At 66.6% G+C, this 16,122-nt stretch carries 16 protein-coding genes; 6 read left to right on the forward strand and 10 right to left on the reverse strand.

All coding sequences use genetic code 11. From position 1 onward, the window contains the following. Positions 1 to 41: 41 nt before the first annotated feature. The 3 genes from DK389_RS17630 to DK389_RS17640 are packed head-to-tail and all read right to left on the reverse strand — an operon-like array spanning position 42 to position 4,517. A complete protein-coding gene (locus DK389_RS17630) occupies positions 42 to 1,775 on the reverse strand; it encodes a hybrid sensor histidine kinase/response regulator (protein ID WP_109891508.1) in 1,734 nt (577 codons plus the stop codon). Then, on the reverse strand, positions 1,775 to 2,236 hold the full coding sequence (locus DK389_RS17635; RefSeq protein WP_109891509.1) for a response regulator: 462 nt from the start codon (positions 2,234 to 2,236) through the stop codon (positions 1,775 to 1,777). The genes DK389_RS17630 and DK389_RS17635 overlap by 1 nt, the downstream gene beginning before the upstream one ends. A gap of 1 nt (position 2,237) precedes the next feature. Further along, entirely contained in the window at positions 2,238 to 4,517 is a 2,280-nt protein-coding gene (locus DK389_RS17640) for an ATP-binding protein (protein ID WP_236960144.1), read from the reverse strand. 413 nt (positions 4,518 to 4,930) lie between these two features. On the opposite strand from DK389_RS17640, the gene DK389_RS17645 reads away from it, so the two are divergent. Next, positions 4,931 to 5,167: a hypothetical protein gene (locus tag DK389_RS17645; protein ID WP_162560709.1), complete on the forward strand. Its 237-nt coding sequence runs from the start codon at positions 4,931 to 4,933 to the stop codon at positions 5,165 to 5,167. Positions 5,168 to 5,261: 94 nt separating this feature from the next. Beyond that, a complete protein-coding gene (locus DK389_RS32575; RefSeq protein ID WP_162560710.1) occupies positions 5,262 to 5,405 on the forward strand; it encodes a hypothetical protein in 144 nt (47 codons plus the stop codon). Positions 5,406 to 5,412: 7 nt separating this feature from the next. Here DK389_RS32575 and DK389_RS17650 read toward each other — a convergent pair whose 3' ends face one another. Together DK389_RS17650 and DK389_RS17655 are read right to left on the reverse strand one after the other, a co-directional pair. Then, positions 5,413 to 5,925, reverse strand: a complete 513-nt coding sequence (locus DK389_RS17650; RefSeq protein ID WP_109891512.1) for a hypothetical protein — start codon at positions 5,923 to 5,925, stop codon at positions 5,413 to 5,415. Positions 5,926 to 6,073: 148 nt separating this feature from the next. Then, the gene (locus DK389_RS17655) at positions 6,074 to 6,487 is read right to left on the reverse strand and encodes an MliC family protein (protein WP_210206678.1); all 414 of its coding nucleotides are present in this window, start codon (positions 6,485 to 6,487) and stop codon (positions 6,074 to 6,076) included. A gap of 287 nt (positions 6,488 to 6,774) precedes the next feature. Here DK389_RS17655 and edd point away from each other — a divergent pair, with 287 nt between their 5' ends. Continuing rightward, positions 6,775 to 8,598 carry a phosphogluconate dehydratase gene (gene edd / locus DK389_RS17660; protein WP_109891513.1) on the forward strand — a complete coding sequence of 608 codons (1,824 nt, stop codon included), beginning with the start codon at positions 6,775 to 6,777 and terminating at the stop codon, positions 8,596 to 8,598. A gap of 35 nt (positions 8,599 to 8,633) precedes the next feature. Further along, positions 8,634 to 9,251 (forward strand): bifunctional 4-hydroxy-2-oxoglutarate aldolase/2-dehydro-3-deoxy-phosphogluconate aldolase, encoded by a 618-nt coding sequence (gene eda / locus DK389_RS17665; protein ID WP_109891514.1) that lies wholly within the window; start codon positions 8,634 to 8,636, stop codon positions 9,249 to 9,251. A gap of 20 nt (positions 9,252 to 9,271) precedes the next feature. On the opposite strand, the gene DK389_RS17670 is transcribed toward eda, so the two are convergent. From DK389_RS17670 to DK389_RS17685, 4 genes are all read right to left on the reverse strand, one after another. Continuing rightward, the gene (locus DK389_RS17670) at positions 9,272 to 9,997 is read right to left on the reverse strand and encodes a Crp/Fnr family transcriptional regulator (protein ID WP_109896516.1); all 726 of its coding nucleotides are present in this window, start codon (positions 9,995 to 9,997) and stop codon (positions 9,272 to 9,274) included. 162 nt (positions 9,998 to 10,159) lie between these two features. After that, complete coding sequence (locus tag DK389_RS17675) at positions 10,160 to 10,453, reverse strand: hypothetical protein (RefSeq protein WP_109891515.1); 294 nt, start codon at positions 10,451 to 10,453, stop codon at positions 10,160 to 10,162. 186 nt (positions 10,454 to 10,639) lie between these two features. Continuing rightward, on the reverse strand, positions 10,640 to 12,754 hold the full coding sequence (locus tag DK389_RS17680) for an ABC transporter ATP-binding protein/permease (RefSeq protein ID WP_109896518.1): 2,115 nt from the start codon (positions 12,752 to 12,754) through the stop codon (positions 10,640 to 10,642). 187 nt (positions 12,755 to 12,941) lie between these two features. Continuing rightward, a complete protein-coding gene (locus tag DK389_RS17685; RefSeq protein WP_109891516.1) occupies positions 12,942 to 13,238 on the reverse strand; it encodes a hypothetical protein in 297 nt (98 codons plus the stop codon). Between the two features lie 382 nt (positions 13,239 to 13,620). Between DK389_RS17685 and DK389_RS17690 the strand changes: the two genes are divergently transcribed. Both DK389_RS17690 and DK389_RS35000 read left to right on the forward strand, forming a co-directional pair. Further along, positions 13,621 to 14,202: a hypothetical protein gene (locus tag DK389_RS17690; protein WP_236960148.1), complete on the forward strand. Its 582-nt coding sequence runs from the start codon at positions 13,621 to 13,623 to the stop codon at positions 14,200 to 14,202. Continuing rightward, complete coding sequence (locus tag DK389_RS35000) at positions 14,202 to 14,336, forward strand: hypothetical protein (RefSeq protein ID WP_257791899.1); 135 nt, start codon at positions 14,202 to 14,204, stop codon at positions 14,334 to 14,336. The genes DK389_RS17690 and DK389_RS35000 overlap by 1 nt, the downstream gene beginning before the upstream one ends. A gap of 114 nt (positions 14,337 to 14,450) precedes the next feature. Here the strand turns inward: DK389_RS35000 and groL are convergent, their stop codons facing one another. Continuing rightward, positions 14,451 to 16,091: a chaperonin GroEL gene (gene groL, locus DK389_RS17695; RefSeq protein WP_109891517.1), complete on the reverse strand. Its 1,641-nt coding sequence runs from the start codon at positions 16,089 to 16,091 to the stop codon at positions 14,451 to 14,453. Between the last annotated feature and the right edge of the window lie 31 nt (positions 16,092 to 16,122).

The raw sequence follows: 16,122 nt of genomic DNA on the forward strand, positions 1-16,122 counted from the left end.
TCACAACAGCTCGGTCAGTCAGTGCGCGAGCTTTGTGCCTGTCAAAGACCACTGCGGTTTGAGACTAACCTCAAGCCTGGAGCAGGACGAATAACCAGCGCCGCCGCAACCTTGCGTTCGAGTTCGCCATCACGGAAGGGTTTCTGGACGATCCGATCCTCTCCGGCCGCCTCGACCTCACCCAGCGCCGTTCGGTCCGCGTAGCCGGTCACGAACACGATTGGTATTGTTGGCCATCGTTGCTGGATCACGCTGGCAACCTCGGCGCCGCTCATGCCGGGCATCGCGAAGTCAACGACGACGAGGTCGAAGCACGGATCGTGTTCAAGGGCTTGGATGGCCGCGAGCCCTGATCCTGCCTCGCGGACCTCGTAGCCAGCCCTGGCCAGCTTTGTAGTGGTGATCTCCCGGACCGCACTGTCGTCATCGACAACGAGCAGTACCGGCTTATCGCCGGGCTTGCGGATGGTCGTGCAGTCGACCTCAACGCGAGGTGTATCGCCTGCTACCATGCCCGCAGCTACGCGCGGCAGATAGACCCGCACCGTCGTGCCTTCACCGGGTACGGTGTCGATGCGAACTCCGCCGCCAGACTGCTTGGCGAAGCCGTAGACCTGGGCAAGGCCGAGACCTGAGCCTTTGCCTACTTCCTTTGTCGTGAAGAACGGCTCGAAGACCCGCGCCAGCACATCCGGTGGGATACCAGTTCCGGTGTCACTCACTGCCACCATGGCGTAGTCGCCAGGAGAGGGCTCCTCCGGCCGCCTTGGCTCGCTGGTCAGGTGCACGTTGGCCGTTTCGATGGTGAGGCTGCCCCCCACCGCCATCGCATCCCGGGCGTTGATGGCGAGGTTGAGGATGATCAGCTCGATCTGAGTGGGGTCGACGAGCGCCGGCCAGAGGTCCGGCTGCAGCGTCATCTCGATCCGCACGGCGCCGCCGATCGAACTCTGCAGCAGGTCGCGCATCGAGGTGACCGTCCGGTTCAACTGAACTGGCACGGGCTCAAGCCGCTGCCGCCGTGAGAAGGCGAGGAGTTGTGCAGTGAGGCGGGCACCGCGCTCGGCCGCGCCGCGCATCATGTCGAGACGGCGGCGTGACCGATCATCCGAGACGGCCTGCTCCAAGAACTCGATGTTGCCGGCAATCACGGTCAGGAGGTTGTTAAAATCGTGTGCCACACCGCTGGTTAGCTGCCCGACCGCCTCCAGGCGCTGGGCCTGCCGCAAGGCTTCCTCGATACGCTCGCGCTCAGTGATCTGGTTCTGCAGCGCCGCGTTGGCATCCGCGAGTTCGCGGGTACGCTCCGCGACCCGTGCCTCAAGGGTCTCGTTCAACTCACGCAATGCCTGCTCCGCGGCACGTCGCTCGGCGTGGGCACGGGCCTCAGCGAGCGCCCGCACAATCACACGCGGAAGCCGGTCGAGCCGTTGTTTCGTAACGTAGTCCGTGGCTCCGTTCTTCAGGGCCTCGACCGCCACCTCCTCGCCGAGAGTGCCGGACACGAAGACGAAGGGCACGTTGGGGCAGTTCTCACGCGCGATCGCGAGCGCACTCAGGCCGTCGAAGGTGGGCAAGACGTAGTCGGCCAAAATGATGCCGTGCCGTCGCTGGCTCGTGGCTGTGGCGAAGTCGCCGCGGTTCATCACCCGCTCGATCTCGCAGTGTAGGCGAGCATCATCGAGGACGGCAGAGAGCAGCTCGGCGTCGAGGTCGCTGTCCTCAAGCAGCAGGATGCGGAGCGGCGCCTGACCGTCTTCGAGCGAGCTGTCCATCAGACGTTCGATGGCCAGCTTCCCCGATGCGGCGGCGGTTCGTTCAAGACCGCCCAGAACACCCCGAGGTCTTGGATCGCCTCGAAGAACTCCTTGAAGCCGACCGGCTTCACCACGAAGGCGTTCACGCCGAGTTCGTAAGAGCGCACAAGGTCGCTCTCTTCGCGCGACGAGGTGAGCATGACGATGGGAATGGCGCGCGTCTGAGGATCGCCCTTGACGGCGGCCAGCACCTCAAGACCATCGACTTTCGGCAGCTTCAAGTCGAGCAGCACGACGGCCGGATCGCGAGCGTCGCGGCCTTCATGAGAGCCGCGCCGGTAGAGGAAGTCGAGAGCCTCGGCTCCGTCACGGCAGATGACGATCTCGTTCGCCAACTGGCTCCTCTCCAGAGCGGCCAGCGTCAGCTCGATGTCGTTCGGATTGTCCTCCACAAGGAGGATCGGCTTCAGGTCCGCCATGTCATTGTGCCCCCCCGCGCACCGGTAACGTGAAGTGGAAGGTTGCGCCTTGACCGAGGTTACCTTCAGCCCAGGTTCGGCCGCCGTGACGCTCGACGATGCGACGCACGTTGGCGAGCCCAATACCGGTTCCCTCGAACTCCTCGACCCGGTGCAGGCGCTGGAACACCCCGAACAGCTTGCCCACGTAGGCCATGTCGAAGCCCACACCGTTGTCGCGCACGTAGAATACTGCCTCGGCATCACGGTCCGGCTCGCGTCCGACCTCGATCACGGCCTCGGGCCTGTCCCGCGTGTACTTCACGGCGTTCGACAGGAGGTTCTCGACGACGAGGCGCAGCATGACCGGGTCGGCGTAGACCCGACCGAGCGAGCCGATCTGCCAGCGGATGACGCGCTCGGCTTGTACGTCGCGAGCGACCTTGCGGCGGACTTCCTCGACGAGCTGGTTCATGTCGCCCGAGACCCGGTTGAGCGAGTTCCGGCCCATCTGCGAGAAGGTCAGCAGATTGTCGACGAGCGTGCCTGCTGAGAAGGCAGCTTCGATGATGGTGTCGACATAGTGGCGTCCCTTGTCGGAGAGCCGGTCTCCCTCGCGTGAGCGCAGAAGCTCCGAGTAGCCGACGATGTGGCGGAACGGAGCGCGCAGATCGTGGCTGACCGAGTAGGAGAAGGCTTCGAGTTCCTTGTTCGAGCGTTGAAGCTCCTCGCTGAGGGCTGCGAGTTCCTCAGCCCGGCGCAGCACAATGCCGAGTACGGCCGAACGTAGGTCCTTGGCCGCATCTACTTCTGGGGCAGACCAAGGCAGCGATCGCCCCTGCACCGTCTCCTTCCAAATCTCGAAGGACTTGCGGGGATGCAGCCGGTCTGGGCCGCCAGTAGGGTCTTGAGTGGCGACCTTCGTCGGGTTGCCACCCCACTTCACAGTCTGCACGACCTCAGGTCTGAACCAGAGGACGTAGCTCGCGTACTTCTGCGAGATCGAGATGGCGACGAGGCCGCTCGCGAGGTCGGCGAACGAACGAGCTGGTGGGTGTTCCGCAGAGAGGGCATCCGTCATGTAGACGGGCTCGCCGCCATGATGAACTGACAGCCAGTCGTAAATCCCCCGGACCTGCCGCTCAGCCGGGGTTGTTCCGAGCAGGCGGCAATGTTCAGCCGTCACGATGGCTGCACCATTCGCCCCCGTCAGCGCGAGAACATCTTCTGGATGGTTCAAAAGGCCGTCGACGAACTGATCCTCCTCCGCCATGAAGCCGAGGAGGCGTGCCTGGATCGCGCCGAGGTGCAGCCGCTGCTCGGCGAGTGCCCCGCGTTCCTTCGCGGCGAGCTGCAGGGCGAAGATACGGGTCAGGAAGTCACAGGCGTTGCGGGCTCGGAGCGGCACCTGACGAGGTGCCTTGTTGTGGCAGGAGATCAAGCCCCAGAGCGCACCGTCGACGAGGATCGAGACGGACATCGAGGCCATCGTCCCCATGTTGCGCATGTACTCGACGTGAACCGGCGAGACGCTGCGCAGAACCGACTGGCTGAGATCGAGAGGGGCACCCGTTGACGGCGTCAACTTTGGCACAATGGGAACTGGCTCGTAGCCAGCGTCCGGGATGATGCGCAGCCGATTGCGGCGGTAGAGTTCGCGCGCCTGCGCCGGGATGTCGGAGGCAGGAAAGCGCAAGTCGAGGTAGGAGGGCAGCACCCCATTGCCGTCCTCGGCCACAACGGTACCGTTCCAGTCGCGGTCGAAGCGGTAGACGAGCGCGCGATCAAACCCGGTGATGTGGCGGATGTCCGCTGCGAGCAGGGCACATAGTTCTTCTGCCGTGGTCGCTGTGTGCAGACCCTCGACGAAGGCGTTGAGAAGTGGATAAAGCGCATCAAGGCTGTGCGCTGACGCAGTCTCGCTCGCCACCTCCTCAAGTTCGAGGATGGTCAGGCCGGAAGACTGATGGACCGCGAGGTCGTAGGACCGCGGCCCATCCACGGTGTTGAGGGTCAATGTCCGGACGTAGTTGGCGCCCTCGCGGCCTGATTGCGCCGCCAAGTCGGAGGCGGCCGCGCTACCGATCTCAGGAAATGCGGCTCCAAGAGGTTGGCCGTGGATGCGGGCCGCGAGGCGTCCTGGCCGGTCGGGTACATTCGCGCTGGCCTGCACGATGCGGAGATCAGCCCCCTCGCCAGCGAGCAGGAAGCCGTGGGGCTGGAGAGTGCCGAGAATGTGGATCGGCTCTCGGTCGCAGGCTGTTAGTTCCGCCCCGTGCTGTGTTTGTGTGGCCGAACTCAAGCCATGCGCTCCGCTCGCTCCGAACCTGGGTTCGTGCGGGACCATACACAGGGTCGGCGGTCAAGGCGACCCGAGTTTGACGGGGAGCTTTCCGGTAGATTTGGAGGCTCCTTCACAATCCGGCACCGTTGGCGGCGCACCCGCCTGGGCGAAATCTAATTGAACTACAGCCTTGCCAAAGGCGAGACTGTCGATCCTCACCTCGCAGCACAAAATGGACACAATCGCCTCTAAGCTCCTCTGCCGCCATCAAAAAATGAGACGGGGCGATGTTGGCACAACTTCTGAAACGCGATCGCACTGGCCGTAGCGACGAGGTTGCAGGTCATCCCGAGGCGGCTCCTGCCTCACCCGAGGTGCCAGGCGCTCAATCCAGTCCACCTCACGAAGCCTACCAGGATCGTGTGGTCAGCTTGGCCAACAGCGTGCTCAAACCGCAATCCTTCATCGACCCGCTCTTTGGCGACGTTCGTGCGATGGCGGAGACACTCGGTGCTGCGACCGATCTGGAGAACGCGATCCAACAGGCGTTTGAAGCGGGCAAGGCGGCCGAGGAGACAGCCCTCTCGGTCATGTTGAAGGGTCTCGACTACAGGGCGCAGATCGAGGCTGCTGCCACGCGCAACGAACAGCACGAGGCGCATCAGTGACATAGAAGGGCAAGGAAAGGCACCCGTGAGGTAGCGCCAGCCTCTCGCTACGCCGCTACACAGAAGGGACGCAGACGCCTGACTGGAGCGGCCAATGAAAACGGGCTTCTTCCTCATCCTGACGATCTTCTCCGGCCCGCAGAAGGACGAGGGTGCCGTTGCAGCCTTCGAGACCCGAGACCGCTGCGAGCGTGTTGGTCAGATGGCGATCGAGCGGGCGCTCAATGAGTTGCGGTGAAGAGGGATTACAGCCGGTCCGGCTTGGGCGCCGCAGCCGATTGAGGTGCCTCTCGGCTCATCCTGACCGCGTCGAAGACAAGCTCGAAATCGTCAGCGGCTGCGACCAAGGCAGAGGTCCACTCCTCAAGACGCTCGGGCGTGACGTCAGTGGAGTGGTGAAGCTGCCCCTTGTGCAGCCTACGCACCACAAGCCGCGCCTGATCGAACTCGTCGAACCACCACTCGCCGTGGATGAGATGGTGGCGCTCCTCTGCGATCCGCGCGAACCGCTTCACGGCCACGTCCACCATGCCGAACCAATGAGTGTCGATCTTCTCGCGGAAGAGACGGCGCATCTTCTTCGGGAGGTCCGCCGTTCCGCTGACGTACTCCCGCGCCTCAGCTTCGTCAGGCTTCTCCAACAAGGTAAGCTCCACGACAGCCTCGTGAGCCCTCCCGAACGCGAGCATCATCCGACCGAATGGCGCAATGAAACGCTCAAGCTGTGGGCTGTCGATGTCAGGGAAGAGGACGGTCATCGGCAGCAATGTGACCCTACACAGCCACTACAAATGGCGCTACAAAGGCACCCAACAAGGCGTCGAAATCGTCAACGTTTTCAATGATGTGTGCTGGTGCTGAGGGTCTCCCGCCGTCCGCACCAAAGGCCTTCGCGCTCGCCCGTGGCTAGTTCGGCTCCGTCCCGAGCGGCGTCGGCATCTGCTCCGTGCAGACGACTGGCCTCCCCGACGCGTCCGTCCAGGTGACTTCGCGACCCTTGCTGCGCAGCTCGCGCGTCCCGTCGCCGTAGCGGAAGCCCGAGCCGCTCTCCTGGGCCTGCAGGGTCACCGCCTCGCCGCTCGCGGGACGAACCACTGCCGGCCGGCCGGGCTCGGAGTTCAGGAACTCGACGGTCAGAAGCGCCCCCTTCGGACATTCGAAGAGCACGCGCCGCGTCGCGGCAGTCTCGGACTGGACGGCCTCCGTCAGGGCCTTCTCCGGCTCCTTCGGCGCCGCGCCGTCCTGGCCCGCGGCCCGGCCCGCCGCGACGCAGAGCAGGGCTGCCGAGAGGGCGCGAATGACAGGATGGTGGCTGGACATCGCGCGTCGCTCCCAGGTCTGCGCCGGCCTCCGGCCCGCACCGGGACAGAACAGCCGAGCCCGGGAGCCGGCGCAAGCTCCCGGCTGGTAGCGCGTGCGGTATCAAACCTGCAGGCCGATCGGCGGGCGGAAATCCGTAACCGGGTTCGGGGCGATCACAGGATCGCGCGGCTGCCTCTTGTAAACGTTTACATAGGCACGAGCGCGGCGTAGAACCGTTCTCAAACGAGAAGTGCTGCGCCACCCTTCGCGCGGCAAGTCGGCGAGGAAAGACGGAAGGACGAGGAATGACCGACATCCATCCCGAGGTCGCCGCAGTCACCGACCGCGTGATCATGCGGTCGCGGGAGACGCGGCGCGCCTATCTCGATCTGATCGCGCGCGAGCGGGAGAGTGGCGTGCATCGCCCCAGCCTCGCCTGCGGCAACCTCGCCCACGGCTTCGCCGCGGCCGGCGAGGACAAGGCCGCGATCCGCGCCGGGCGTTCGATGAATATCGGCATCGTCACCGCCTACAACGACATGCTCTCCGCCCATCAGCCCTACGGGCGCTACCCGGACCAGATCAAGATCTTCGCCCGCGAGCGCGGCGCGACCGCTCAGGTGGCGGGCGGCACGCCGGCCATGTGTGACGGCGTCACGCAGGGCCAGCGCGGTATGGAGCTGTCGCTGTTCTCGCGCGACACGATCGCCCTGTCGGCGGCGGTGGGCCTGAGCCATGGCATGTTCGACGGGGCGGCGCTCCTCGGCATCTGCGACAAGATCGTGCCCGGCCTCCTGATCGGGGCGCTGCGCTTCGGCCACCTGCCGACGATCCTGATCCCGGCCGGACCGATGCCCTCCGGTCTCGCCAACAAGGAGAAGCAGCGCATCCGCCAGCTCTACGCGGAAGGGAAGGTCGGCCGCGACGAACTGCTCGAATCGGAGGCTGCCTCCTATCACGGGGCGGGGACCTGCACGTTCTACGGCACGGCCAATTCCAACCAGATGATGATGGACGTGATGGGCCTGCACATGCCCGGCGCCTCCTTCATCAATCCGGGCACGAAGCTACGTCAGGCCGTGACCCGCGCGGCCATCCACCGGCTGACCGAGATCGGCGCGGACGGCAACGATTACCGTCCCCTCGGGCGCTGCGTCGACGAGAAGGCGATCGTCAACGCGGTGATCGGGCTGCTCGCCACCGGCGGCTCGACCAACCACGCGATCCACCTGCCGGCGATCGCGCGCGCGGCGGGCATCGTCCTCGACTGGGAGGATTTCGATCGACTGTCGGCGGTGGTCCCGCTGATCGCCCGCGTCTACCCGAACGGCGCGGGAGACGTGAACCATTTCCACGCCGCAGGCGGCATGAGTTTCGTGATCGCGAGCCTCCTCGACGCGGGTCTCCTGCACGGCGACATCCTCACCGTCGCGGGCGCGTCGCTGCGCGATCACGCCCGCGATCCGAAGCTCGACGGCGAGGAGATCCGCTACGAGGACGCGCCCGAACGGAGCTACGACGAGACCATGCTGCGCAGGCCCACCGAACCCTTCCAGCCGGATGGCGGCATGCGGCTCGTGAAGGGCAATCTCGGCCGGGCGACCTTCAAGACCAGCGCCGTCGAGGAGCATCGCCGCACGATCGAGGCGCCGGCCCGCGTCTTCTCCGATCAGGTCGAGGTCCTGAAGGCGTTCAAGGCGGGCGAACTGGAGCGCGACGTCATCGTCGTCGTGCGCTTCCAGGGGCCGCGGGCGAACGGCATGCCGGAACTGCACAAGCTTACGCCGCCGCTCGGCGTCCTGCAGGACCGCGGGCACAAGGTGGCGCTCGTCACCGACGGGCGGATGTCCGGCGCCTCCGGCAAGGTCCCGGCCGCGATCCATCTCAGCCCCGAGGCGATCGGCGGCGGCCCGATCGGCAAGATCCGCGACGGGGACGTGGTGCGCCTGAGCGGGCCCGAGGGACGGCTCGAGGTGCTCGTGGACGCGTCGGAGTTCGCCGCTCGCGAGGACGCGTCGCCTCCGCCGCCCGCAGCCGGCACCGGACGCGAACTCTTCGCCTTCATGCGCCTGGGCGCCGACGGTGCGGAGCAGGGCGGCTCGGCGATGCTCGCGGCCGCCGGCCTCTGACCCACCCGATCTTCGACTTGGAGAGGAAGCAGCCGATGACCGACATCGACGCCCTGATGCGCTCGGTTCCCGTGATCCCCGTGCTCGTCGTCGAGGAGGCGAGCCACGCCGAGCCGATCGCCGAGGCGCTCGTCGGCGGCGGCCTGACGGCGCTGGAAGTGACCCTTCGGACCCCCGCCGCCCTCGACGTGATCCGCGCCATGTCGCGGGTCGAGGGCGCCGTCGTCGGCGCCGGGACGGTGCTGAACGTGCGCGACCTCGACGCGGCGATCGAGGCCGGCGCGAAATTCATCGTCAGCCCGGGCCTCACGGCGCCGCTGACGGAAGCCGCGATCGAACGCGGCATCCCCTATCTGCCGGGTGTGGCGAACGCCGCCGACATCATGCGGGGGCTCGATCACGGCCTGACGCGGTTCAAGTTCTTCCCGGCGGAGCCCGCCGGCGGCATCAAGGCGCTGAAGGCTCTCGCGGGCCCATTCGGGCAGGTGCGGTTCTGCCCCACTGGCGGCATCACCGAGGCGACGGCGCCGGACTGGCTCGCGCTGAAGCCGGTGCTCTGCGTCGGCGGCAGTTGGGTGGTCCCGGCCGGCACACCCGACGTCGCCACGATCCGCCGCGCCGCCGAGGTGGCCGCGCGCCTTCGCGCGGCCTGAGCGCCCGTCCGGCGCGGGGGTTAGCGCGGTTCGCGCTCCTGATGCAGGTAGGACGCGTCGAACCGCGCGACCTCGACCAGTCCGTCCCAGTCCGGAATGCTCACGGTGGCACCCCGCCACGTCACGAGGTTGCGCCGCCGCATGTCCTGCAGCGTGCGGTTCACATGCACGTTCGTGATGCCGAGCATGTCGCCGACATCGCTCTGAGTCACGGGCAGCGCGAAGCTGTGCGTCTGCGCGTCGGCGAGGCCGACCGCGTTCAGCCGCATGTAGAGTTCACAGAACAGGTGACCCATACGCTCCAGCGCCGACATCCGGCCGAGCGCGACCAGCCATTCCCGGTGGATCGCGGCGTCGATCAGAGTCGTCAGCCAGAGCAATCGCGTCAGGTGCGGCTGCGTCTCGGTGATCCGCGCCAATTCCGCGTGCGGTGCCGTCGCGACGCGGCATGCCGAGAGCGCGATCACGCCGTGGTCCATCGTCTTCAACGGGAAGCTGTGCAGGTCGACGAAATCACCCGGCACGTCGATCGAGGTGATCTGGCGGCGACCGTCCGTGAGGATCCGATAGCGCCCGGTCAGTCCCTCAAGGAGAAGCGTGCTGCTGGTGGGGCGGCTGCCCTGAACGATCACATCGGCGCGCGCGTCCACGGAGCGCGCCTGCGGCGTCAACCCGCGCAGGATTTGCACCTCCTCGTCGTTCAGCCGGTCGAGACCGCTCAACTTCCGAACAAACAGGTCCGTCATGTCGGCATCTGTGCGCGTCGTGTGTCTGCCCCCCTGATCTACATCGCGCCGCCGCGCCTGCAATGGCACAGCCGCCTCCGGCGCGAAGCTCAGGCTCGTGCGCACAAGAAAACCCGCCGGCCTGGGGCGGGCGGGTTCTCCGAAATGGCGTCGCGGCTGCGTTCAGCAATCGTCCTTGGACGCCTGCTGCTGGGCCGTCGGCTTGCCCTCCGACTCGCGCTTCACGTCGGCCGCGGACGTCGCGGTGGTCGATCCGGCATTGTTCATGGCGCCGACCGTCCCGGGCGATTCCGCCTTCGCGCCGGGCGACACTTTCGATGTTGAACCCGGGTCGACGTTCGAGCTCTTGTCCTGCTTCGCTTGGTTGCCCACCGTGGTTCCGGTCGAGCAGGGGGCCGCCATCGCGGCCGAGCTCATCAGCAACAGGGCGCCGGCAATCGTCGTGACCGTTCTCATGCGTTCCTCCGATGTCGTTAACATCGAGCAAACGACGATTCGGCACAGCAGTTCCCAAATCATCCCGAGAAAAGCTAGCCTTCGACCGACGCGTGATCAGTTCAGAGCCCGTCGGGCGCCCACTCTATTGTTGCGACGCGCTAAAGATGCGGCTCGGATCTCGCAGTCGCGAGATCGACGTCTCGTTCATTCCGCCGGCACGGCGTGACGCAGATCCCGCGGCACGAAGCGGCCATCGTTGGTCGGCTGCATGTCGAGGCGCCGGTCATGATGCTCAAGGAGTGTCGAGCGGTGCCCGATCGAGACGATCGTCGTGCCGGGCAGGCGCTCTCGCAGCATCCGGTAGATGCCGGCCTCGCTCGCCTCGTCCAGCGCCGCGGTCGATTCGTCGAGGAACAGCCAGTCAGGCTTGGCCAGCACCGCACGGGCGATGGCGAGGCGCTGCTGCTCGCCGCCGGAAAGGCGCTGATCCCAGGCGTCGACCTCGTCGAGCCGGTCTGCGAGATGGGGGAGTTGCGCCGCGACGAGCGCGTCGCGGATTGCCACATCCGAGAACTGATCCGTGGTGCTCGGGTAGACGACGGCCCCGCGCAGCGTGCCGAGGGGAAGATAAGGCCGCTGCGGCAACACGAGGGCCGATTGGTCCTTCGGCACGTCGACGCGGCCCTTCCCGAACGGCCAGATGCCGGCGATCGCCCGGAACAGTGTCGACTTGCCGGAGCCCGAGGGGCCCGTGACCAGGGTTGCGGCGCCCTTCGCGAGGGCGAGCTTATCGGCCGAGACGATCTCGCGCCCGTCCGGCAGCGCCAGGGTCAGGTCGGCGGCGGTGACGTCTCGCTGCGTCTCGTTGCCCTGCACGAGCCCGTAGCCGGCACCAGACAGAGCCTCCGCCTTCGTCATTGCCCGCTTGAACGAGGCGAGACGGTTCGTGTTCGCCTTGTAGGCCGCGATCGTCACGTACGAGTTGATGAAGAAGGACAGCGACGATTGCACGCTGGAAAAGGCGTCGCCGGTCTGCTGGAACTGTCCGAGCGTGATCTTCTTCAGGAAGTAGGACGGCGCGGCCAGGATGTACGGGAACACGACGCTCAGCTGGCTGTAGGAGAGCGTGAAGCTACCGAGCTTGATCCGCCGGTAGATGATGCCGAGGTAGTTGTCGATGATCTCGCGGAACAGGGACGACAGCCGGACGCTCTCGGCACGCTCGCCGCGCAGCAGCGCGATCTGCTCCGAGTAGATGCGGGAGCGCGCGAGCGAGAAGCGGAAATCCGCCTCCACCTTCTCCTGCCGGAAATCGAGGCCGATCAGCGGGCGCCCGATCAGGTGGGTCAGCCAGGTGCCGACGACGGCGTAGCCCACGACGAGCCAGACGAGGAAGCCCGGCACCACGGTGTCGGTGAAGGGCAGCACGAAGTCCCGCGACAGGCCCCAGAGAATGACCATGAAGGAGACGAGGGTCGCGGCCTGCGAGAGCAGGCGGATAGACAGCGTCGTGGTCTGCGAGATGAACAGGTTGACGTCCGATTGGATGCGCTGATCCGGGTTGTCCGCGTGCTCGCCCGTGAACGGGATGCGATAGTGGGTGCCCCCGTCGAGCCAGCGCTCGTAGAGGCTCCGGGTCAGCCAGGTTCGCCAGCGCAGGTGCAGGCTCGCGTCGACGAAGGTGTCGAACATGCCGACGATCACCCAGATCGTCGCGAGGGGGCCGAACACCCAGATCAGCTGGTACCAGAACGCCTCCGCATTGTATTCCTGGAGGGCATTGAAGAGATCGCGGAACCAGAAGTTCAGGCGCAGCTGGAGCGCAACTTGCGCGAAGGTAATGAAGATCGAGAGCGCGACAAGTCGCTGGCCGACCTTGCCCTCCGTGGCGCCGAAGAAGCGGAACGGGCCGATCTCGCGGGTCGGCTCGCTGCGCGACGCGAAGTACGGGTCGGCGATCAGAGTGATCGCCCGGATCGGCTCGAGATACGAGATGGCCAGCACGATCCCGGCGAAGACGACGGCGCCCGTCGCCGCGAAGGAGGGGGGCAGCAGCGCGGCCAGCGTCGGCGGCAGCAGGCCCATGGCGGCGACGGTCTTGCCGCCGGCGAGGAACAGGTAGCCGACACCGTAGACCGAGACGAAGACCTTGAGGTAGGCCGACAGCAGCCCGGAGGCGAGCAGGATGCCTGCCATCGCGAAGCCCGCGAGCGAGACGTAGAGGGGCGGGGAGGGGACGCCCGGCGCCGCCAGCAGCACGAGGGCGAAGATCGCGGTGAGAACGGCCTGAATGCCGAGCCCGCTCCTGATTGCGGCCACGCACATCTCCCCGGTTCGAGCATGGGGCCGGCGCAGAGCGCGGAACGGCCCGAGCCGGCAGTGACGGCGGCTCGTGGCGAGATAGTGGCGTCGGGGGCCGCCTGTCTCGTGAATTTTTGGTCATGCGCGACGGAACGACGTCGCACCTATCCCCTTGTCGGGACCCGGTTTCTTGAGAGCCGAACGCCTACGGCCAATCCCAATCCTCGAATCCGGGCTCCCGGCACCGGTACCCGACCGGACATTGCGGATTGTCCCGCGTCGGGGCGAAGCGAAGCTCCGCGATCTCGGTGAACTCGCAGAAGCTCCGGTCGCGCACCACGCGCTCGGGAACAGGGCCAATGTTCAGCACGATCGCCCCTTCCGTCTTCACGAGCCGCATCGCGTCGCTGCAGGTCATGCGGGACGTCGCGGACCGGATCTGCCCGCTCGCCGGCATCGTCGTCGCGATGCCAAGCATAAGGGCGAGGGCAGGGCGTCTCATCGCTGTGGGTCGGGCGCCTGGGGCAGGGTCTAGGCCGGAAGCATGGCAGTTTCCGCAGGCAGCGGAAAGGGGTTGTAAGGGGACGCCGCGCGCTCGCCGCAATCTGAGGATTTAGGGGATTTCGAGAACCGCGAGACTGGGATTATGATCTCTCGCGTGCCGATCAAAACAACGGTCGACCTGTGGTACTGCTTCTGCATGTGTCCGGCTGCCGGTCTTCGCGATCGAATACGCGGATCGGACCTGAGAGGACGCGTCGGAGTCCAAGTTCGACGGAAGATCGGACGGGGCGTCTGAGGGATACGGAAGGGCGAGGGTAGCGACGATGCGTCGCCGCTGGTCGCGGTCGCAGGTCGCTGATGGAACGTTTGGGGGAGCCGGGATGGCGGTGGGGATCGATCGGGCCCTGGCCGACACGGGCGTAGGGGCGGCGAACGCGGCCGTTCACGACGTCCGCGGAGGGTCGGTGCGCTGGCTCGTGCTGCTGCTCGTGCTCGCCGCCGGCTGGGGCGCCCTGTTCAGCTACAGCGTTGTCTTTCTCGCCGAGGATCTGCCGCTCCGCCCTGTCTCGCCGCGGCCGGGCATCGGATCGGCGCCCGAGGATACCTCGACCTTCGAACTGCCGCCCGAACTGATGCGCACCTCCGGCACGGCGGTTCAGCGCCGGCCCGAAGCGCGGGCACCGGAGGCCGTCGAGCGGCCCGCGTCCCGCCTCATGCTGGCGGAAGCCTCCACCGCGGCCGCCGCGCCCGAGGCCGCCCCGATCCGGACGGCCGCGATCCCCGCTGCCGCCCCCTCGATCGGTTCGACTATATCGGCACCTGGGGACCGACCGAAGCTGCCTGCGGGATGCGCTCCCGGCGACGCGGCTACCTGCCCGCGCGGATCACGGCGGACGGTGCCCGGGCCGGGCGCACGTTCTGCAGCTTCCACGATCGAACCCGAAGCGGGAACGCCTGGGTGATGGCGGCCGATTGCAACGACCGGGGCCGCCGCTGGACCTCGCAGGTGCGCCTCCTCGTCGAGGGCGACCGCTTGACCTGGTCGAGCGCCAAAGGGAGCTCGTCCTATCTGCGCTGCCCACGGCGGGCGGGGTAGCGGGACGAAACGCACGCGACGGACAGCACCCGGTCCCGGCACCGTCCCGATTCCCAACGAAAAAGGGGCCGCCTCTCGGCGACCCCTCTTCCTGTGGCTATCGAGCCGGCGAACTCAGAAGTCCATGCCGCCCATGCCGCCGCCGCCCGGCATCGGGGGAGGCGTCTCCTTCTTCGGCGCATCGGCAACCATCGCCTCGGTGGTGACGAGGAGGCCGGCGACCGAGGCCGCGTCCTGGAGCGCCGTGCGCACGACCTTGGCCGGGTCAACGATGCCCGCCTGGATCATGTCCACGTACTCTTCGGTCTGGGCGTTGAAGCCGTAGGTCTCGGAGCCCGTGTTGTCGGAAATCTTGCCGACGACGATCGAACCTTCGACGCCCGCGTTCTGGGCGATCTGACGGACCGGAGCCTCGAGCGCCTTGAGAACGATCTTGATACCGGCCGCGACGTCCGCGTTGTCGCTGGAGAGGCCGGAGACGGCCTTCTTGGCGCGGAGCAGCGCGGTGCCGCCACCGGGGACGATGCCCTCTTCCACCGCGGCGCGGGTGGCGTTGAGCGCGTCGTCGACGCGGTCCTTCTTCTCCTTGACCTCGACCTCGGTCGCGCCGCCGACGCGGATCACCGCGACGCCGCCCGCGAGCTTGGCCAGACGCTCCTGGAGTTTCTCGCGGTCGTAGTCCGAGGTGGTCTCCTCGATCTGCGCCTTGATCTGCCCGACCCGGGCCTCGATGTCCGACTTCTCGCCGGCACCGTCGATGATCGTGGTGTTCTCCTTCTCGATGCGGACGCGCTTGGCGCGGCCGAGCATCGGAAGGGTCACGTTCTCGAGCTTGATGCCGAGATCCTCGGCGATCATCTGACCGGAGGTCAGGATCGCGATGTCCTCCAGCATGGCCTTGCGGCGATCACCGAAGCCCGGCGCCTTGACGGCCGCAACCTTGAGGCCGCCGCGCAGCTTGTTCACGACGAGGGTCGCGAGCGCCTCGCCCTCGATGTCCTCGGCGATGATGAGGAGCGGCTTGCCGGTCTGCACCACGGCTTCGAGGACCGGGAGCATGGCCTGCAGCGAGGAGAGCTTCTTCTCGTGGATCAGGATGTAGGGGTCGTCGAGCTCGGCGACCATCTTCTCCGCGTTCGTGATGAAGTACGGGGAGAGGTAGCCGCGGTCGAACTGCATGCCCTCGACGACGTCGAGTTCGGTCTCGGCAGTCTTCGCCTCCTCGACCGTGATCACGCCCTCGTTGCCCACCTTCTGCATGGCGTGGGCGATCATCTCGCCGATTTCCTTGTCGCCGTTCGACGAGATCGTGCCGACCTGGGCGACTTCCTCGGACGAGGCGACCTTCTTGGCGCGGCCCGTGATGTCCTTGACGGCGGCCTGCGTGGCGAGGTCGATGCCGCGCTTCAGGTCCATCGGGTTCATGCCGGCGGCGACGTACTTGGCGCCCTCGCGGACGATCGCCTGGGCGAGCACGGTCGCGGTGGTGGTGCCGTCACCCGCGATGTCGTTGGTCTTCGAGGCCACTTCGCGCACCATCTGGGCGCCCATGTTCTCGAACCGGTCGGAGAGCTCGATCTCCTTGGCGACGGTGACGCCGTCCTTGGTGATCCGGGGCGCGCCGAAGCTCTTCTCGATCACGACGTTGCGGCCCTTGGGGCCCAGCGTCACCTTGACCGCGTCGGCGAGGATGTCGACGCCGCGCAGCATCTTCTCGCGGGCATCGGACGAGAAACGTACGTCTTTCGCTGCCATGTGCAGAGATCCTTAGGTTGGAATGGATGAG

Source organism: Methylobacterium durans, from assembly GCF_003173715.1.
Classification (GTDB): Bacteria; Pseudomonadota; Alphaproteobacteria; order Rhizobiales; family Beijerinckiaceae; genus Methylobacterium; species Methylobacterium durans.

Bases quoted from the DNA above. Each gene is read 5' to 3' on its own strand.
- DK389_RS17630 (WP_109891508.1), bottom strand. From the start codon at position 1,775: ATGGACAGCTCGCTCGAAGACGGTCAGGCGCCGCTCCGCATCCTGCTG.
- DK389_RS17635 (WP_109891509.1), bottom strand. From the start codon at position 2,236: ATGGCGGACCTGAAGCCGATCCTCCTTGTGGAGGACAATCCGAACGAC.
- DK389_RS32575 (WP_162560710.1), top strand. From the start codon at position 5,262: ATGAAAACGGGCTTCTTCCTCATCCTGACGATCTTCTCCGGCCCGCAG.
- DK389_RS17650 (WP_109891512.1), bottom strand. From the start codon at position 5,925: ATGACCGTCCTCTTCCCTGACATCGACAGCCCACAGCTTGAGCGTTTC.
- DK389_RS17655 (WP_210206678.1), bottom strand. From the start codon at position 6,487: ATGTCCAGCCACCATCCTGTCATTCGCGCCCTCTCGGCAGCCCTGCTC.
- edd (WP_109891513.1), top strand. From the start codon at position 6,775: ATGACCGACATCCATCCCGAGGTCGCCGCAGTCACCGACCGCGTGATC.
- eda (WP_109891514.1), top strand. From the start codon at position 8,634: ATGACCGACATCGACGCCCTGATGCGCTCGGTTCCCGTGATCCCCGTG.
- DK389_RS17670 (WP_109896516.1), bottom strand. From the start codon at position 9,997: ATGACGGACCTGTTTGTTCGGAAGTTGAGCGGTCTCGACCGGCTGAAC.
- DK389_RS17675 (WP_109891515.1), bottom strand. From the start codon at position 10,453: ATGAGAACGGTCACGACGATTGCCGGCGCCCTGTTGCTGATGAGCTCG.
- DK389_RS17685 (WP_109891516.1), bottom strand. From the start codon at position 13,238: ATGAGACGCCCTGCCCTCGCCCTTATGCTTGGCATCGCGACGACGATG.
- DK389_RS17690 (WP_236960148.1), top strand. From the start codon at position 13,621: ATGGCGGTGGGGATCGATCGGGCCCTGGCCGACACGGGCGTAGGGGCG.
- DK389_RS35000 (WP_257791899.1), top strand. From the start codon at position 14,202: ATGGCGGCCGATTGCAACGACCGGGGCCGCCGCTGGACCTCGCAGGTG.
- groL (WP_109891517.1), bottom strand. From the start codon at position 16,091: ATGGCAGCGAAAGACGTACGTTTCTCGTCCGATGCCCGCGAGAAGATG.